A 19,441-nucleotide genomic window follows, 5' to 3' on the forward strand; every position below is an offset into this window, starting at 1 on the left:
GGTGAAGAAAACGTAGTAGTTCTAAGAATTGTGGGGGTGAAAAAATTGACGCGCGAAGAAGTATTTAATAAGGTAGCTAAAATCATTTCAAATCACTTTGAAATGGATACAGACAAAGTGACAGATGAATTAAACATTAAAGATGATCTGAAAGCTGATTCAATTAGTATCATGGAATTTGTTCTTGAACTAGAAGATGAATTCGGTACAGAGATCTCTGATGAAGATGCTGAACAAATCGAAACAGTCGGCGGTGCCGTGGATTATATCAGCAAACACTTGAAATAAATTGAATAAATACACATCAACTGATGAATGAATTGGCAAAAGCCAATTTCAATTCAAAGCCAAGAAGTCAGAAATAGTTTAGCTATTTCATGGTTTCTTGGCTTTTTCAGTCATAATTATTTAAATAAAAGAGTTTTTTTAAAGAGAAGAAATATGTCACAAAATTCGATAGAAAGAGGTAGTTTCACAACATTTCTATTTCGTATATACTGTATAATTATGCTTTTATAAAATAGGACACCTCTTAGGTTAAAACGGTTTTTTATAAAAAAAGTGATTTTTGCAGATTTTTATAATGATTCTTAATTTATAAAAATAGTAGGATAAAGAGAAGGTTAGCCACATACCTCATTTTTTTTTAATCTTCTTTAGGAGCTGACATAGCTACGTAAGATTTTTCAGACAATTCTGGCAACAGTGTGAAATAATCTTGCAATATAAAACGGTTTTCTATATAATTATTAATAATTAATTACACACTCCTTAGAATGCTACTTATTTAATTTTTTTTTGCTAAGTTGTTATTCAGTGTAGGATTATTTTTTTTATTAAAAACTTCCATCGAGGGAGCAGAGAGGGGTATTCGATTGTCAGATAACCAATTATTAGATGTTCAGAACCTACACACAGGCTTCCGTCTAAAAGATGAATACTACGATGCAGTAGACGACGTTTCTTTTACTTTAGATAAAAACGAGATCTTAGCCATCGTTGGTGAGTCTGGTTGCGGGAAAAGTACGTTAGCTACAACGATTATGGGATTATTAGATCCTAACAATACAAAGATCACAGGGGAGATCATGTACAATGATTTAAATTTAATTGAATTAAATGAAACATTGTATAACAAGATCCGCGGAAATGATATTGGGATGATTTTTCAAGATCCATTATCTGCATTAAACCCTTTGATGAGAATTGAAGACCAAATCAAAGAAGGTTTGTCTTACCATACAAAAATGACTGCTGAGCAAAGACAAGCACGTGCATTAGAATTACTAGAACAAGTAGGGATTCCGAATCCTGCACGAGTTGGACGTCAGTATCCTCATGAGTTGTCCGGTGGGATGAGACAGCGGGTGATCATCGCGATTGCGATTGCATGTAAGCCACCGATCATTATCGCGGATGAACCAACGACTGCCTTGGACGTAACGATCCAAGCACAGATTCTTGACTTACTAAAAGATTTACAAGAAGAAACTAAAACTGGGATTATCTTGATCACACATGATTTAGGTGTCGTAGCTGAAATGGCGGATCGTGTTGCTGTGATGTATGGTGGACAATTTGTTGAAGTTGCAGGAGTCAAAGAGTTATTTGAAAATCCAAAACATCCATATACACAATCATTGCTAAATTCGATTCCACAAGAAGGAAACCACGAGGCAGAGTTACATGTGATTGAAGGCGTAGTCCCTTCATTAAAAAATATGCCACGAACAGGTTGCCGATTTGCGCCACGGATTCCTTGGATCCCAGCAAGCGCTCACGAAGAAAATCCAGTCTTGCATGAAATCGCACCGAATCATATGGTACGTTGCTCATGTTATAAACATTTCCACTTTAGAGACGAAAAAGGAGAGGTGTAGATGTCAGAATTAATTACAATCAAAGATTTGAAAGTTCACTATCCTATTCGCAGTGGGTTTTTCAACCGAGTAACAGACCATGTCTATGCAGTAGACGGCGTCGATTTTATTATTGAAAAAGGAAAAACATACGGACTAGTTGGAGAATCAGGTTCTGGGAAATCCACAACCGGAAAAGCGGTTGTCGGCCTAGAAAAAGTGACTTCTGGCCAAATCATGTATGAAGGAAAAGACGTCACGAAAAGAAGTAACCGCAAAAAAATCGGCTACAACAAAGACGTCCAAATGATCTTTCAAGATTCAATGTCTAGTTTGAATCCTAAAAAACGAGTACTGGACATTATCGCTGAGCCGATCCGTAACTTTGAACGCTTGAGCGATCAGGAAGAAAAGAAAAAAGTCAAAGGCTTATTGGACATCGTTGGGATGCCAGAAGATGCGTTATACAAATATCCTCATGAATTTTCTGGTGGACAAAGACAGCGTTTAGGCGTTGCCCGAGCAGTAGCAACGAATCCTAAATTGATTGTTGCTGATGAACCTGTATCTGCCCTAGACTTATCTGTTCAGGCACAAGTATTGAACTTTATGAAACGCATCCAACAAGAATTTGGCTTAAGCTATTTATTCATCTCTCATGACTTGGGTGTCGTAAAACACATGTGTGACAACATCGCGATCATGTACAAAGGTCGATTTGTTGAAATCGGTACACGAGAAGATATCTATAATGATCCGCGCCACATCTACACAAAACGCTTACTATCTGCGATTCCACGAATCGATGTAGACAATCGGGAAATACAAAAACAAAACCGACGAAATGTTGAACGTGAGTATATCGAACATCAAAAAGATTACTACGATACAGCAGGGCGAGTGTATGATTTACGTACACTAACCACTACACACAAAGTAGCGTTGAAAGATGGAGGTGCTAGCTAATGTGGAAAACGATTCTACGAAGAGTTCTTTTGATGATCCCACAAGTGATCATTCTTAGTGTGTTGATCTTTATGCTAGCGCAAGCCATGCCTGGAGATCCGTTTACAGGATTGATCAACCCAAACCAAGATCCAGCTGTGATCGAGCAGATGCGTCAGGCAGCGGGCTTGAATGATCCTTGGTATGAACAATATTTCCGTTGGGTCGGAAATGCCTTACAAGGTGATTTTGGACAAAGTTTCTTGTATAAGCGTTCGGTTTCCTCTTTGATTGGAGAACGAATCGTCAATACTTTATATTTATCTATTTTAACTGTTATTATTACGTACTTGATTGCTGTACCACTAGGTATGTTAGCTGGTCGATACCAAAATTCGATTTTGGACAAAGCTGTTGTTATTTATAACTTCTTCAGTTTTGCTGTTCCATTATTCATTTTCGGATTGATCATGTTGTTTGTTTTTGGCTATCGTTTAGGTTGGTTCCCAACAAGTGGTTCTCAGACTTTAGGTTTCCAGGGAGGATTTTTCGCTCAATGGATGGATCGATTGCAATACATTCTATTACCATCGATCACACAGGCCTTTTTAGCCACAGCAGTAACGATCCAGTATTTACGAAGTGAAGTCATTGATTCGAAATCCTTAGACTTTGTACGTACAGCTCGTTCCAAAGGGGTGCCGACAAACAAAGTATTCAGTCGTCACATTTTCCGTAATGCAGCATTGCCAATGGCATCTCAAATGGGGTATGAAATTACTTCATTGATTGCTGGTTCTGTCGTTATCGAAAAAATCTTTGGTTATCCTGGTGTCGGAAAATTGTTTATTGACTCAATCGGTCAACGTGATTATACCGTAATCACAGCCTTAGTCTTGATTTTAGGAATCGCAACGCTCGTCGGAACACTGCTGTCAGATATTATCATGAGCATTGTTGATCCGCGTATACGAATCCAATAAAAAAATCAAACAGAAGGGAGAATCGATCATGAGTGATAAAAACAAAGAAGTTGCGCAAGAAAGTATCCCACCAATGGGTATACGAATGATTGCACGAGAATTCAAAAAAGATAAAGTAGCCATTTTTTCACTGGCTTTGTTAGTTGTTTTACTATTAGTTATTTTTATCGGGGCAATCTTTATTGACCAAGATAAAGTAATGTTTGTTAGTATTTTTGATAAGTATGCTGAACCTGGCGCCATCTCTTCTCAAGGATCAAAATTCCTTTTAGGAGCAGATGAAGGTGGACGTGATGTCTTCGGTCAATTGATTATCGGAGCAAGAAACTCTGTGATGATCGGTTTTGCGATTACGATCATTACGTCGATCATCGGAGTAGGACTTGGAATTCTTTCAGGGTTTTATGGTGGGATCATTGATAACGTATTGATGCGTATTGTTGATTTTATTATGATTTTACCGATCATGTTGATCATTATCGTGTTTGTTTCGATCATTTCGCGCTATAACGTTTGGTCATTTATTTTTATCATGAGTGCATTTTATTGGGTAGCTAAAGCCCGATTATTCAGAAGTAAGACGTTATCAGAAGCTAGACGTGATTATGTCAGTGCTTCAAAAACGATGGGAACAAGTGATTTCAAAATCATGTTCCGTGAAATCATGCCAAACCTTAGTTCATTGATCATCACCAACTTAACAATGAACTTTGCGGCAAATATTGGGATCGAGACCACTTTGACTTTCTTAGGCTTTGGATTGCCAGCTAATGTACCTAGTTTAGGAACATTGATCGGTTATGCAAGTAACGGTGAAGTTTTAGTGAATCGACAATGGATTTGGTTACCCGCGTCAATTCTAATTTTAGTGTTGATGTTGAGTATAAACTACGTTGGACAAGCATTTAAGCGTTCTGCAGATGCGCGACAACGTTTAGGATAAGAGAAGTGAAGGGGGAAAATAGGATATGAAGAAAACGATTTTTGGATTTGTCACACTGCTATCTGTGGGAGCATTAGCAGCGTGTGGAAATGGCGGCGGAACTAGCTCGTCAGGTAATAATTCAGCAGATAATGGGGATAAAAGTGAATTGACTTTCCCATTAGCTACAACGAATAATGATGAAGCAATCGAAGATGGACAGCTAGATGTGGCAGTAGCAACAGACAGTCAGTTCAAAGGATTATTCCAATGGGAATTTTACCAAGATGCCTTTGATGCAGCGTTTATGGCGCCTTCACATGAACCATTATTTACAAATGATGACAACTTCACGATTACAAACGATGGTGCAGCCTCATTAGAATTAGACGAAGATGCGAAAACAGCGACAATCACACTGAAAGACAACGTAAAATGGTCTGATGGTGTCGATGTCACAGCAGATGATGTTATTTTCCCTTATGAAATCATCGGAAACCCTGAATACACTGGTATCCGTTACGATGATACATTCCGTAACATCGTTGGTATGGAAGAATATAACAGCGGTAGTGCAGATACGATTTCTGGAATTACAAAAGTAGATGACAAAACAGTTAAGATCGAATATAAAGAAATGAACCCAAGCATGCTTCAAGCAGGTGGTGGTATTTGGACATATGCAGCGCCAAAACACACACTTGAAGGAATTGCGATCAAAGACATGGAATCAAGTGATCAAGTCCGTAAGAACCCTGTGACATTTGGTCCTTACTATATGAGTAACATCGTTGCTGGTGAATCAGTAGAATTCTTACCAAATGAATACTACTGGAATGGTACACCACAATTGAAGAAAATCACAATGAAATCATTACCAACAGCAAGTGCAACAGAAGCATTAAATTCAAAATTGTATGACATGATTTTCCAAATGCCAACAGATACGTATGACACATACAAAGATATCGCTGGCTATACGAATCTAGGACGTCAGCAAACTTCATACACTTACTTAGGTTTCAAACTAGGTAAATGGGATGCTGAAAGTGGAAGCGTAGAATATGATCCAAACTCAAAAATGGCTGACAAAGCATTACGTCAAGCAATGGGTTACGCTTTAGACAACACTGCAGTAGGCGAACGTTTCTATGCTGGTTTAAGAAGCAATGCGACTTCATTGATTCCACCAGTATTTGAAGGATTCCACGATGCAGATCTAAAAGGCTTCACACAAGATATTGATAAAGCCAATAAATTATTGGATGATGCAGGATATAAAGATGTTGATGGCGATGGTATCCGTGAAGACAAAGATGGTAACAAGTTGACAATCAACTTTGCGTCAATGTCAGGTGGCGAAACAGCGCAACCATTAGCAGATTACTACGTACAACAATGGAAAGAAATCGGCTTAGATGTTCAATATACAACAGGTCGTCTGATCGAATTCAACTCATTCTATGATCGTTTAGAAAATGATGATCCAGAAATCGACATCTACCAAGCTGCTTGGAACACAGGAACAGATCCAAATCCAAGTGGACTATGGGGTGCAAATGCAGCGTTCAACTACACTCGTTATGAGTCAGAAGAAAACACAAAATTGATCAATGATATCAATTCAAGTGCAGCATTTGATGCAGATTACCAAAAAGAAGCTTACAAAAAATGGCAAGAATACGCATTTGAAGAAGCTTTTGCTATTCCAACATTGTTCCGTAACGAAGTATTACCAGTAAACGACCGCGTAAAAGATTGGAATTGGGCATATGATGCTGTCAATCCATGGGCTGTTGTATCTGTAACTTCAGATTCACGTTCATAATCAACAAATAATAAAACCGAATCAGTTCGAGATAGGATTTTCCTGTTCTCGGCTGGCTCGGTTTTTTTGATTAGGAAAAAAAGGAATTATCTGTTTTTGGAACATGTGAAAGTATATAATATATATGAAAGGAGGAGAATAATTAGGAAATTTTATTTTTGTTGTTACTTTATATAGTTCAGAAGTCACTATCAATCTTCAGAGGAGAATATATGTGGAGGCTCCTCGCTTTTTACTAAAAATAGATCTGGAGGGTGGTGGATGTAGAAATCATAAGTAGCTAAGATATAAATGTAGTTACAATATTTCATAACTTCTCAAATATTGTTCAAAGTGTTTTCAACTTCCTTATATTTTAGATGCTTTTTTCTTTCATTATGAAAAAAATCTATCGAGGGTTATTTATAGTTACAGTGTTAAGTTTTCTTTATGCCATTTCTTTTATTGGAAATGAAGGAATCAAGAGTGCTATCCCAAATGCTCATTCGGGCATTGTGATTGAAGAAGCGAGTGGGACGATTGAGGAAATCAATCAAAAAATTTCTGCTTATGCAAAAAAACATCAAATTGCTATACATAAACTGGTTTTTAGAATTGGCGCCTCCGGTGAGACGACAAAGGAGATTTATACCTTTGACAAGGTGGAACGTTCGGAATACTCTTTTCCACCTATAAGATCGGATGTTGCCACCTATTTTTATGATTACACAGAGATGCAGCATCAAGATGTATTGGGGACTTATATTGTAACAGAAGCCCCTCCATCTGGAATGATCGCTGATTTTCATGATCAAGGAATCAAATTGGAGATTGAGGAGATAAAATGGTTCCAGTTATTGACAGCGGGTTTATTAATGAGTATTGGACAACTCTTCTTTATTCTATTTTTCTTTGTGATCTTAGCTTTACTGTTTTACAAAGCTTCCCTTCGTAAGAAAATTGGTGTGATTGAGATGTTAGGACATCGTTGGCTGATAGTGTCCATCAAGGATAGTTTCATTGATAGTGCGATTTTTACTCTCTTGATGGTTGCTTTTTCTTGGTGGTTTCCACAATTACAGTTTCTTTATCGACCGATTTTTTTCTGGGGTCATTTAATGATTTGGGTTCTTCAATTATTTACGAGTGGGATTATTTTTTCGTTCGGTACGATTTCAGATAAGATAAAAGGAAGGAAACCTTACCGATTATTATTTCGTTTGAACCTTTTATTAAAGATCATCATCTTCACGTTTGTTACGGTGCAAGCCAGTACATTATCAAATAAAGTAATGGAGACGCGTGAACTTGAACAGCAGCTCTCCCAATGGACAAGAGTTCCCGACTATTATCACTTGGCATTTAGTAGAGACACCAATCTACTTGTAAACCCGGCAGAAAGTAAAGACGTCCGAAAGAAAGCACAAGCACCAATCAATGCACGGTTACTTCCCTTGTTGGAAAAATCAGAACAGTCAGGTGGGATTTTTCTAAGGGATAATGAACTTGGTCATAGTAGTCCGACACTAAATTATATTGAAAATGACGCTTTTTGGTTAAGTAACCATCATGCCGTACAAGAATTGGCTATCAAGGATGCGGATGGTCAATTGATTGACTCATTAGATGATTCTTTTTTTTATCTGCTCATTCCTGAAAATAAGCGAATGTATACAGAAATGATCATTCCAGAAGCCGAGGATGAACTTGATTTTTATCAAAATTCTTTTGAGTACGAGACGAAAGCATATGAGGGGGAATTAAAAGTTCTCTATATACAAGCAAACCAAGTCCTTTTTAACTATAACTTCCAACCCTATGAAAAAAATTTTTCTTCCAATCCAATTATCGTTTCCATGTCATTGCCATTGATCCAACCAAATATTGAAATATGGATACAGGATATTTCAAATGGGACTTACTTGTTTCGAGACCCTCAACTTGTCCAAGAATTTATTAAAGAAAATCATATGGAACATGATTTTTATGGATTGATTGCTGTAAAAGATAGCATCAATCAATCTCTTATGGGTGTGAAACGTGAATATTATACAACCCTTAGTATTTTGTTCTTGATCCTTATTGGCTTTGTTTTTATTCAAGTCTATTTGAGTTTACTGTATGTGGAAATGAATAAGAAAAAACTGTTTCTTAAATATATTGCTGGTTGGACTCTGTTACAGAGGCATCACAGATATTATGAAATCATATTAGCCATTTCTACCGTTGTTGCGTTGATTTTATTACTCATCAATCATGTTTGGTGGCAGATTTTGATTCTATTACTATTATTTGAATTATGTATCCTTTTATTCACTACGTATTTATCAGAAAAAAGAAAACGTCTAGAGGTGATCAAATATGATTGAAGCCAAAGAAATCACTAAAAAGTATAAAGGAAAAGTGATTTTTGAGAACTTATCTTTACATGTAGAGACTGGTTCAATAACTGTGATCACGGGAAGCAGTGGTGTAGGAAAAACAACGTTACTGAACTGCTTAGGACAACTGGAACCCATAGATTCTGGTGAAATATGGATAGACAATCAATTCCTTCACCGTAAAAGTAAAAAACGTTTCTTTCGTGAATATGCAGGATTTTTATTTCAGAACTTTGCATTGATCGATAATGAAACAGTCAAACAAAATTTACAATTGGTAGTAAAAGAAGAGGAAAAAATGATTGCTGCACTCCGTAAGTTCCAAATGGAAGACTCACTGCATCAAAAAGTATTTCGTTTAAGCGGTGGTGAGCAACAACGAGTAGCTTTAGCTCGTTTGTTTTTGCAAACACCTAAAATCGTTTTTGCAGATGAGCCCACTGCCTCTTTGGATAAAGGAAATCGGCAACTTGTGATCGAAGCATTGAAAGAATTGAACGAGCAAGGAGTGACGATCGTCTTAGTCACCCATGATTTAGATTTGGCAGAACAACTAGGTGGGCAAGTTGATATGAATGAACTGATAAATAGAAGTAAGTTAGTGTAGGTATAAGAATATAATGAATTGCGATACATCCAATACAAATCAAGGGGAAATATTAACGAACGTCTTTTTTACACTTGTTTTAGTGAGGAAGGATTTCCTGAGTTTTGCTCGATTTCCATCACTCATTGCAAAGTTAACTTTGAAAACTCCTTCTCAGAGATTAACCAGCGAATGATTTAATGGCATAAGCTGAATTGTAAAAAAATAGGATTAAAAATTTGGGGAAGAGAGTCCAATTAAGTATCGATTAACGGATAAATTTTACAAGTATTCATAATAAATACGACGATCTCACTCCGATAGAAAAGAGATGAGATCGTCGCTCAAGCGTTGATTGATCTGTTGAGAGGGAGTGGTTTAGTATTGTACTATTTTAAACATTTTGTTTCATACTTTATCTGTTCTCTAAGGTTGTGCTACTTTAGCTAAGATAAATAGTAGCTAAAAATGATTCTTTTCTTTTATTGTTTTTATTGATTCAACCAACTCAGTCTCGATTTTACTTTTTGAGCGTAGCAAGCTAATTATTTCGTTTAACTGTGCAACGATTTTTATTATACCGACAAAAACTACAACAAAAATAAAACTAGATATTGAAAAAATTGTAATCACCAACTTACATTATATTTTGACGATACCCTTTGTCAGTTAACGTCACTCAAATGGTTTCTGTACTTTCGTGACTAGACAAAAAATCGTGGATGTTGATTATTCTAACTAATAAATCATAATCATCGATGGGTCAATGCTTATGATCTCGTATGTAACAGCAAAAGCAACTAATCTGATATTTTATAGTGTATTACCTCCAGCTCCCACGGCAAGTGTATCATAGAAGTTATGGATAGACTACTTCGTCCCTATTTATTATTGAGTGTTGGCGAACAACTAAAGGAAGAGACTTCTCAATAGGATAAACATACGACGATCAGAAAACAAAGAGAGCATCTAACGGATTTCGTGTCTGCTAGTCTTAGTTTATTTTTTTATAGGAGGTTTATTCATATCATTCATAAAGCTTTTCATACCTTTTGTCTCAACCATTTCATATTTTATAAAAAACCAGTATAATAAGGAAGTATTGAAAAAATAGCCATAAAGGAATGTGGGAAATGGACAATCAGCTAACAAAAGAATTGAAAGAAAAGTATAGCATCGTTTTTCACGATTTAAACTTACTTGAACAAGCTTTTACCCATTCATCCTATGTGAATGAGCATCGCAATTTGCAACTATCCGACAACGAACGTCTTGAGTTTTTGGGAGATGCTGTATTAGAGTTGATGGTTTCTGAATATCTGTATCGTTTGTATCCAGATATCCCAGAAGGAAAATTGACCAAAACTCGTGCAGCTATCGTACGTGAAGATAGTTTGTCCAAATTTGCCAAGGAATGTCGTTTTGATCAGTACATCCTGTTAGGAAAAGGTGAGGAGAACTCAGGTGGACGAACCCGTCCAGCGCTTCTTTGTGATCTGTTTGAAGCCTTTTTAGGAGCGTTGTACCTTGATCAAGGATTTGACGCAGCACATGCGTTTATTGAAACGGTGATTTTTCCGAAGGTACGTGCCGGTGCTTTTTCCCATGAGATGGATCATAAAACAAGATTACAAGAAGTATTGCAAAAAGCAGGAGACGTGTTGATCGAATATCGTTTGATCAATGAAGAAGGTCCAGCACACGAACGTATTTTTTGGATCGAAGTATACGTGGATGATCGGTTGATTGGAACTGGACAAGGAAAATCGAAAAAACTAGCAGAACAAGCTGCTGCTGAGAATGCTTTAGCAGCACTAAGTAAGTGAGGGAAAGACTTCGTGTATTTAAAACGCATTGAAATAGCCGGCTTTAAATCATTTGCAGATAAAACAATCATTGAGTTTGAAAATAGTGTCACAGCGGTCGTTGGACCAAACGGTAGCGGGAAAAGTAATATTACCGAGGCCATCCGTTGGGTACTAGGAGAACAGTCTGCGAAAAGCCTTCGTGGTGGGAAAATGCCGGATATTATTTTTGCCGGTTCTGATTCCCGTAAACAATTGAATGTCGCTGAAGTAACCGTCGTATTAGACAACTCTGATCATTACTTGCCACTAGAGTATAGTGAGATCAGTGTAACACGTCGTTACCGTCGGACAGGTGAAAGCGACTTTTTCATCAATAAACAACCTTGTCGTTTGAAAGACATCCAAGAATTATTTATGGATTCTGGCTTAGGGAAAGAATCATTTTCGATCATCTCTCAAGGAAAAGTCGAAGCGATTTTTAGTAGTAAGCCAGAAGATCGACGAGGGATTTTTGAAGAAGCAGCTGGAGTCTTGAAATACAAACAGCGCAAGAAAAAGGCGGAGCAAAAGCTTTTTGAAACAGAGGATAATCTAAGCCGTGTCCAAGATATCATCTATGAACTTGAAGAGCAATTAACTCCTTTGGCCGCCCAGAGTGAGGCTGCGAAGGAGTTTTTACGATTAAAAGAAACATTGACTAACACAGATATCTCTTTGATGATTGCTGAAATCAAAGCGGCAAAAAAAGAGTGGGATGAACGACAACTACAATTAGATCAGTTCAACCAATCACTAACATCCTTAACGACACAGATCCAAACAAAGGAACAGTTATTAGCCGACAAACGCAAACAAAATAACCAGGCCGATCGTATGATCGAAAAAAATCAACAAACGTTATTAGCGTTGTCAGAAAAATTAAAGCAAACAGAAGGACAAAAAGAAGTATTACTTGAGCGAACGAAGCATACCCAAAAGAGCTCAAAAGAATACCAAGCTTCTTTAACTGAAGTGCAAGAAAAAGTGGCTCATTTTGAAGAATTACAAGCGACTTTGACCCAAGAAGTCAGTCAAAAAGAAGCAGAGATCCAACAGGCTGAAAAAGCACTGATGAGTACGCAACAAGAATTGGAAAAATACCAAAAATCAACCAAAGAATTGTTGGCAGAATTACGCGATCAGTATGTCGATCTGATGCAAGAACAAGCAACTGTCGGCAATGAATTGAAGTACTTGGAGCGTCAATATGTCCAAGAGACATCTAAAAGTCAGCAAACACTAGCAAAACAATCGGAAGTGGAAGCGAATGTTGCGGAAATGTCCGCCAAGCAAATCGAGTTGACAGAGCGACATGAAAAGCTGCAGCAAGCATTGAATGAGGTCAAAGCGTCACTTGAACTTGTGCAAACAAAAGGAAAACAAGCACAAGAGCGTTTGGCAAAAGAACAGCCCAAAATGTATCAACTGATGAACCAAGTCCAACAATTACGGGCACGTCAGAAAAGTTTACAAGAAATCCAAGAAAATTACTTTGGCTTCTATCAAGGTGTTCGTTTGATCTTGCAACAAAAGCAACGCCTCTCTGGGATCGTTGGGGCGGTTGCTGAATTGATCGATGTTCCAGCTGATTATACATTGGCAATCGAAACAGCTTTGGGTGGTTCAGCGCAACATGTCATTGTTGAAAATGAAGGCGATGCACGTCAAGCGATCACTTATCTAAAACAACAAAAAGGTGGACGAGCAACGTTTCTACCATTAACGACAATCAAACCTCGCCAATTACCTGCACATATTTTTGCACAAGCGCAAACAGTTGACGGGTTTATCGGGATCGCTAGCGAACAAGTGACTTATCCCGAACAGATCCAGACAATCGTTCACAATCTATTAGGGACGATTCTATTAGCAAAAGACTTAGCAAGTGCCAATGCCATTGCCCAACAGATTCGTTACCAGTATCGTGTGGTCTCACTAGAAGGTGATGTCATGAATGCCGGTGGTTCAATGACTGGTGGGGCGACGAAGCGAGGCAATCAAGGAAGTTTATTTGCACAAAATCAAGAATTAAAACAATTGACGAGTGAGTTTCAACAAGCCGATCAGGAGTTGCAAAGTCAAGAAAAGAAGGTCCAAGCATTGCAACAAGAAGTCACGGTTTTGGCAGAAGAACAAGAACTTCTGCGGACACAAGGGGAACAGTTACGCTTTGAAGAACAAGAAGTAGCAAATCAACGACAAAATGTGGCCAACGAACTCACTCGTTTTGAAAAAGAACAGCAAATCTCAAGTTATGAAACGCGTGAACTGCAACAATTCATGGAGAATTACCAAAAACAACAGGCAGAGCTTTTGGCAAAACAGCAAGAACTAGAAGTACAACGCCAAGAGATCGATGCGGAAATCAGTTCATTGAGTCAAGAAAGTGACAAGATGGAAGAACGTCGCGCGCAGATCCAGGAAAAACAAGCACAGGAGCAAGCCTCATTAGCCGTATTGAAAGAGCAATACAATCACTTACAGATCCAACTACGTGGCGCACGCGTACAAAAAAATGAGGCATTAGCCAAACAAGAAGGACTAGAACAACAACTGCATGCATTGACTGCGGACTTCTCTGATCACGAACTGACAGAAGAAAGCTTAGATCAACGAATCGCTGATTTAGCGACAGAAAGAGATCGCTTAAAAGCTTCTCTAGAAGACGCCAAACAGTCACGTGAAGAAATGCAAACGACCATCGATGCGTTGGATGCCGACCTATTAGCTGAAAACCGTAAACAAAAAGAACTTTTGACAGAGCAGTCACAGTTAGAGGTCCAAAAGAATCGTGCGGAAATGATTTTGGATAATCATTTGAATTATCTTCAAACGGAGTATCAGATGAATTATGAAAAAGCCTGTGAATCTTATGAAGAAACAACGGATGTAGCGAACAGCCGGGTAGAAGTTGCTTCGTTGAAACAACAAATCGATCGTTTAGGCCCAGTAAATCTGAACGCCATTGAGCAGTATGAGCAAGTGAATGAACGTCATACCTTTTTGGCTGCGCAACGGGATGATTTATTATCGGCTAAGGATCAATTATTTGAAACAATGGATGAAATGGACGATGAGGTACGGACTCGTTTCAAAGAAGTTTTTGAAGCAATCCGCCAAGAATTCAAAATCGTTTTCCCAAATATGTTTGGTGGCGGTCGCGCAGAGCTTGTGTTGACTGATCCGACTGATTTGTTGCAGACAGGGATTGAAATCGAAGTTCAGCCTCCAGGTAAAAAACTACAAAGTTTAAGTTTACTTTCAGGAGGAGAACGTGCATTGACTGCGATTGCGTTGCTCTTTTCGATTATTCGTGTCTGCCCTGTACCGTTTTGTATCCTTGATGAGGTCGAAGCTGCGCTAGATGAAGCCAATGTCAAACGCTTTGGTCGCTATCTCAGCGAGTTCCAAGACGATATACAGTTTATTGTAGTGACGCATCGTAAAGGGACGATGGTTGCTGCAAATGTCTTATACGGTGTGACCATGCAAGAGTCTGGGGTTTCAAAAATCGTCTCTGTCCGTATGGAAGACATCAATGAAGAAGGAAGAATGAGTGAAACGAAAGTGTAGGGGACGAAATGATCAAATTAATCGCTATCGATTTAGACGGAACACTATTGAACGAAGAAAAGAAAATCTCATCTGAGAATAAACAAGCTTTGGCTCAAGCAAAAGCACAAGGGGTAAAAATCGTTTTATGCACGGGGCGTCCGTTAGCAGCGATGGCTCACTATTTACAAGAATTAGGTTTAGTCGAAGAAGGCGATTATAGCATTACCTTCAACGGTGGCTTAGTGCAGAAAAATGATACAGGTGAAATCATCGAGAAAAAAGCGATGTCTGTGTCTGATATCCATCGTCTTTATGCGTTGGCACAAGAACTAGACTTGCCGTTAGACGTCTTATCAGATAATGTCGTCTTGCAATTACCTAGTGCGCCTCAAAAGCAATCGATGTACAATGTATTAAACAACTTATTGCAATTCCAACCAGCAGTACTAGCTGATATCACAGATGAGTTTGTGTTGAACAAAGCAGTCATTGCCTATGAGCAAGAAGAACTAGATGCAAAAATCAAGGAGATTCCAAGCGCTTATTATGAGTCGTATGAGATTATCAAAACGCGCAATGTTTTATTAGAATTTATGCCAAAAGGCGTCACTAAGGCATATGGTATTTCTTTATTAGCGAAAGATTTAGGACTTGAACGTAGTGAGATCATGGCAATCGGAGATGAGGAAAATGATCTACCGATGATCGAATACGCAGGACTTGGTGTAGCCATGGAAAATGCGGTACCTTTTGTCAAAGAAGCCGCTGATCATGTCACGGCAAGTAACATCGAACATGGGGTAGCAAAAGCGATCCAACAATTTGTTTTAGTGTAAAGGAGGTATACTATGGGATTTTTTGATAAGATCAAACGAGCCTTTACTGGTGAAGAAGCACCAGAAGAAGTAGAAGTACAAGAGAAATATGACAAGGGTCTAGAAAAGACCCGTAAAACGTTCGGTGAACGAATGAATGAACTGTTTGCGAATTTCCGTACGGTCGATGAAGATTTCTTCGAAGAATTGGAAGAAACATTGATCGGTGCAGATGTTGGCTTTGAAACAGCCATCAAGATCACTGAAGCGTTACGCCAAGAAGTGAAGCTAAGAAATGCCAAGAAACCAGCTGAGATCCAAAATGCGATCATCGAAAAATTAGTTGAGCTTTATGAGCAAGAAGGCATCGATGAAGTCAATACATTGAATCTCCAAGAAGAAGGATTAACAGTGATCCTCTTTGTTGGTGTCAATGGTGTAGGAAAGACGACGAGTATCGGTAAATTAGCACATCAATACAAAACGGAAGGCAAAAAGGTATTGTTAGCCGCAGCAGATACTTTCCGTGCGGGTGCGATCGATCAGTTAGTCGTTTGGGGAGAACGTGCAGAAGTTGAAGTGGTTCGAGGCAAAGCTGGTGGTGATCCTGCGGCAGTCGTTTACGATGCCATCGAAAAAGCCAAAGAACAACAAGCAGATATTTTACTTGTTGATACAGCTGGACGTCTGCAAAACAAAGTCAATTTGATGAACGAATTAGAGAAGATCAAACGTGTGATCCAACGAGAATTACCAGAAGCACCACATGAGATCTTACTTGTGTTAGATGCGACGACAGGGCAAAATGCCATGGTCCAAGCGAAACAGTTCAAAGAAACCTCTGATGTGACAGGGCTAGTTTTAACAAAATTAGACGGTACAGCTAAAGGTGGAATCGTCTTAGCCATTCGTAATGAATTGCACTTGCCGGTCAAACTTGTTGGTTTGGGTGAAGGCATCGATGATTTAGAAGCTTTTGATCCAAATGACTTTGTCATCGGTCTATTTAAAGGCTTATTGAAAGAAGAATAAACAGTATATGAGCATAAGTTCATCTAAAGAGCTTGTAACAAAGGTGTTCAACTTCAAGAAATAAAAAAGAAGCCACGGGAATCGTTCTTTAAATTTCCGTGGTTTTCCCTTTATTTTTGAAGAGGTTCCGTTTGTTTCAGGCTCTTTTTTCTCCTTCCTTCCAATGGACTAGCGATATTCAAGGAACAATATTTCGAATATAAACCAAAAATGAACCAGCGATTTTTTTGACTGTCCTATCTGGCTATGTGCTATCTTGTTGTTCAGTTTGGAGTCATTTTCCTACAATATCAGGTGTTTTTTTAAAAAAACACCCCTTTTTTCTCATTTTCAAACAATTTCATTCTTTTTCTTGTCGGTTTTTACTATAATGAAACATATGAATTGGAGGACATTTAACCATGAACTATAAAGAATTATTACTGCATCCTCGTTCACTACCATTCATTAGTCAAGCCCGTTTTGGGGTTGAACGTGAAGGGCAACGTGTGAACTTCTCTGGAAAGTTGGCAACAACCGATCATCCTGAGATTTTTGGGGATCGTACGTATCATCCATACATCCAGACAGATTTTAGTGAAACTCAAGTCGAATTGATTACTCCGGTCACGGATTCTATCAACGAACTTTTTAAATACTTGGAAGCAATCTACGACGTTGCTTCACGCTCAATGGCAGATGATGAAATGATCTGGCCTTTAAGCATGCCTCCGGCTTTACCTGAAAAAGACGAAGAGATCATGATTGCGAAGCTTTCTAATTTTGAAGATGTCTTGTATCGTCGTTATTTAGCAAAGGAATATGGCAAACGCAAGCAAATGGTCAGCGGCATCCATTTCAACTTTGAGTTTGGTGATGATCTTTTACAATCCTTGTTTGTACAACAAACAGAGTTTACCGACTTTGCAGCATTTAAAACAGAATTATATTTTAAAACAGCACAGAACTTCTTGCGTTATCGTTGGTTGATCACTTATTTGTTTGGGGCGTCACCTCTAAGTGAAGACCACTATTTTGTCGGCAAGCCAGCACCAGCAGAACCGGTACGCAGTATTCGTAATAGTTCCTATGGTTATACGAACCATCCGAATGTCAAAGTATCCTATGCGTCAATGCAACAATATTTAACCGATATTGAAAAAATGGTGGAAGAAGGCAAGTTATCCGAAGAAAAAGAATTCTATGCACCGATCCGTTTTCGTGGTGGAAAACGTGTAGCTGATTTAGCAAAATCAGGTATTCGCTATATTGAACTGAGAAATATTGATTTAAATCCTTACGCACGTGTAGGGATCAGTCAAGCACAAGTTCAGTTTTTACAATCGTTCTTAATGTATATGCTATGGATGGAACATGACGTAGCAGTCGATGCATGGGTCGAAGAAGGCGAGCAGCGAAATGAACACGTGTCGTTAGAGAACCCTATGGATCAAACTGCTTTTTATGATGAAGGAATGCTGCTTCTTCAAGGCATGAAAGAAATGCTTGTAGCTTTAGGACAATCCGAACGCCTACCATTGATCGATGACATGATCGCACAATTGGATGAGCCACGTGAAACATTGGCAGGTAAGATTTATCAGCAAGCACAACAAACAAGCCAGCATGACTTTGCTTATACTTTAGGAAAACAGTATGAAGAAGAAAGTCATGAACGTTCGTATCAATTAGCGGGATTTCGTGACATGGAACTGTCGACACAGATTCTGATGTTTGATGCGATCCAAAAGGGCATCGAAGTAAAGGTCATAGATGAATCAGATCAATTTTTACGTCTACAGCATCAAGAGCATATCGAATATGTGAAAAATGCCAATATGACAAGTAAAGACAGCTACATTGTGCCATTGATCATGGAAAATAAAACAGTCACTAAAAAAGTGCTAAAAGAGGCCGGATTCCGTGTACCTGAAGGAGCCGAATTTACTTCAATCGAAGAGGCTTTGAACGCGTATCCGCGATTTGCAGAACAAGCCTTTGTCATTAAACCAAAATCGACAAATTACGGATTAGGGATCACGATTTTCAAAGAAGGAGCATCCTTAGAGGACTACAATGCAGGGCTAGCAATCGCCTTTCGTGAAGATACTTCTGTATTGGTTGAAGCGTTCATGCCTGGAACAGAGTATCGCTTCTTTGTGATCGATGGGCAAGTAAAAGCGATCTTACTTCGTGTTCCTGCCAATGTTGTGGGTGACGGAAAACGGACGGTAGAAGAACTTGTCGCTGAAAAAAACCTAGATCCATTAAGAGGCAGTCATCATCGTGCGCCATTGGAATTGATCCAGTTAGGTGAACTCGAGCAGTTGATGTTAAAAGAACAAGGATTAACGATCCATTCTGTTCCTGCAAAAGATCAAGTCGTGTATTTACGCGAAAATTCCAATATCAGTACAGGTGGCGATTCAATCGACGTAACAGATGAATTTTCAGACGCGTATAAGCAAATTGCCCAACAAGCAGTAGAAGCCTTAGGTGCAAAAATCAGCGGGATCGACCTGATCATTCCAGATAAAGATATTGATCCTCAAACAGATGACCAAGCCTATGGCATCATCGAAGCCAACTTCAATCCAGCGATGCACATGCACGTTTATCCATTTGCTGGAAAAGGCAGAAGACTGACGATGAATGTGTTGGAATTGTTGTATCCTGAAGTGATCAAGACACGAAAAGAGAACTAAAATAAGTCGTTAAAAAGGGCTGTAT

At 38.6% G+C, this 19,441-nt stretch carries 13 protein-coding genes; all 13 read left to right on the top strand.

What is annotated here, in order from left to right; genetic code table 11:
- Positions 1–45 precede the first annotated feature (45 nt).
- The 13 genes from acpP (at position 46) to gshAB (ending at position 19,416) form a co-directional block, all read left to right on the top strand.
- Complete coding sequence (acpP, locus tag IGJ39_RS00690) at positions 46–288, top strand: acyl carrier protein (RefSeq protein ID WP_023518907.1); 243 nt, start codon at positions 46–48, stop codon at positions 286–288.
- 587 nt (positions 289–875) lie between these two features.
- The gene (locus IGJ39_RS00695) at positions 876–1,880 is read left to right on the top strand and encodes an ABC transporter ATP-binding protein (RefSeq protein ID WP_010734437.1); all 1,005 of its coding nucleotides are present in this window, start codon (positions 876–878) and stop codon (positions 1,878–1,880) included.
- On the top strand, positions 1,881–2,825 hold the full coding sequence (locus tag IGJ39_RS00700) for an ABC transporter ATP-binding protein (protein WP_010734436.1): 945 nt from the start codon (positions 1,881–1,883) through the stop codon (positions 2,823–2,825).
- Positions 2,825–3,787: an oligopeptide ABC transporter permease gene (gene opp4B / locus IGJ39_RS00705; RefSeq protein WP_010734435.1), complete on the top strand. Its 963-nt coding sequence runs from the start codon at positions 2,825–2,827 to the stop codon at positions 3,785–3,787. Before IGJ39_RS00700 ends, opp4B begins: the two co-directional genes overlap by 1 nt.
- 28 nt (positions 3,788–3,815) lie before the next feature.
- The gene (locus IGJ39_RS00710) at positions 3,816–4,730 is read left to right on the top strand and encodes an ABC transporter permease (protein WP_010734434.1); all 915 of its coding nucleotides are present in this window, start codon (positions 3,816–3,818) and stop codon (positions 4,728–4,730) included.
- Positions 4,731–4,755: 25 nt separating this feature from the next.
- Entirely contained in the window at positions 4,756–6,537 is a 1,782-nt protein-coding gene (locus IGJ39_RS00715; protein WP_019722582.1) for an oligopeptide ABC transporter substrate-binding protein, read from the top strand.
- Positions 6,538–6,914: 377 nt separating this feature from the next.
- Complete coding sequence (locus IGJ39_RS00720) at positions 6,915–8,885, top strand: DUF1430 domain-containing protein (protein ID WP_029593949.1); 1,971 nt, start codon at positions 6,915–6,917, stop codon at positions 8,883–8,885.
- Complete coding sequence (locus tag IGJ39_RS00725; protein WP_019722584.1) at positions 8,878–9,504, top strand: ATP-binding cassette domain-containing protein; 627 nt, start codon at positions 8,878–8,880, stop codon at positions 9,502–9,504. Before IGJ39_RS00720 ends, IGJ39_RS00725 begins: the two co-directional genes overlap by 8 nt.
- A gap of 1,112 nt (positions 9,505–10,616) precedes the next feature.
- On the top strand, positions 10,617–11,309 hold the full coding sequence (rnc, locus tag IGJ39_RS00730; RefSeq protein ID WP_010734427.1) for a ribonuclease III: 693 nt from the start codon (positions 10,617–10,619) through the stop codon (positions 11,307–11,309).
- 12 nt (positions 11,310–11,321) lie between these two features.
- A complete protein-coding gene (smc, locus tag IGJ39_RS00735) occupies positions 11,322–14,903 on the top strand; it encodes a chromosome segregation protein SMC (RefSeq protein ID WP_019722585.1) in 3,582 nt (1,193 codons plus the stop codon).
- A gap of 8 nt (positions 14,904–14,911) precedes the next feature.
- The gene (locus tag IGJ39_RS00740) at positions 14,912–15,721 is read left to right on the top strand and encodes a Cof-type HAD-IIB family hydrolase (RefSeq protein ID WP_010734425.1); all 810 of its coding nucleotides are present in this window, start codon (positions 14,912–14,914) and stop codon (positions 15,719–15,721) included.
- A 12-nt stretch (positions 15,722–15,733) separates the two neighbouring features.
- Positions 15,734–16,732 carry a signal recognition particle-docking protein FtsY gene (gene ftsY, locus IGJ39_RS00745; protein ID WP_010734424.1) on the top strand — a complete coding sequence of 333 codons (999 nt, stop codon included), beginning with the start codon at positions 15,734–15,736 and terminating at the stop codon, positions 16,730–16,732.
- Between the two features lie 401 nt (positions 16,733–17,133).
- Complete coding sequence (gene gshAB, locus IGJ39_RS00750; RefSeq protein ID WP_019724316.1) at positions 17,134–19,416, top strand: bifunctional glutamate--cysteine ligase GshA/glutathione synthetase GshB; 2,283 nt, start codon at positions 17,134–17,136, stop codon at positions 19,414–19,416.
- The last annotated feature ends 25 nt before the right edge of the window (positions 19,417–19,441 follow it).

Origin of the sequence: Enterococcus sp. AZ140 (assembly GCF_051714405.1) — a bacterium.
GTDB classification, from domain to species: Bacteria; Bacillota; Bacilli; order Lactobacillales; family Enterococcaceae; genus Enterococcus_B; species Enterococcus_B pernyi.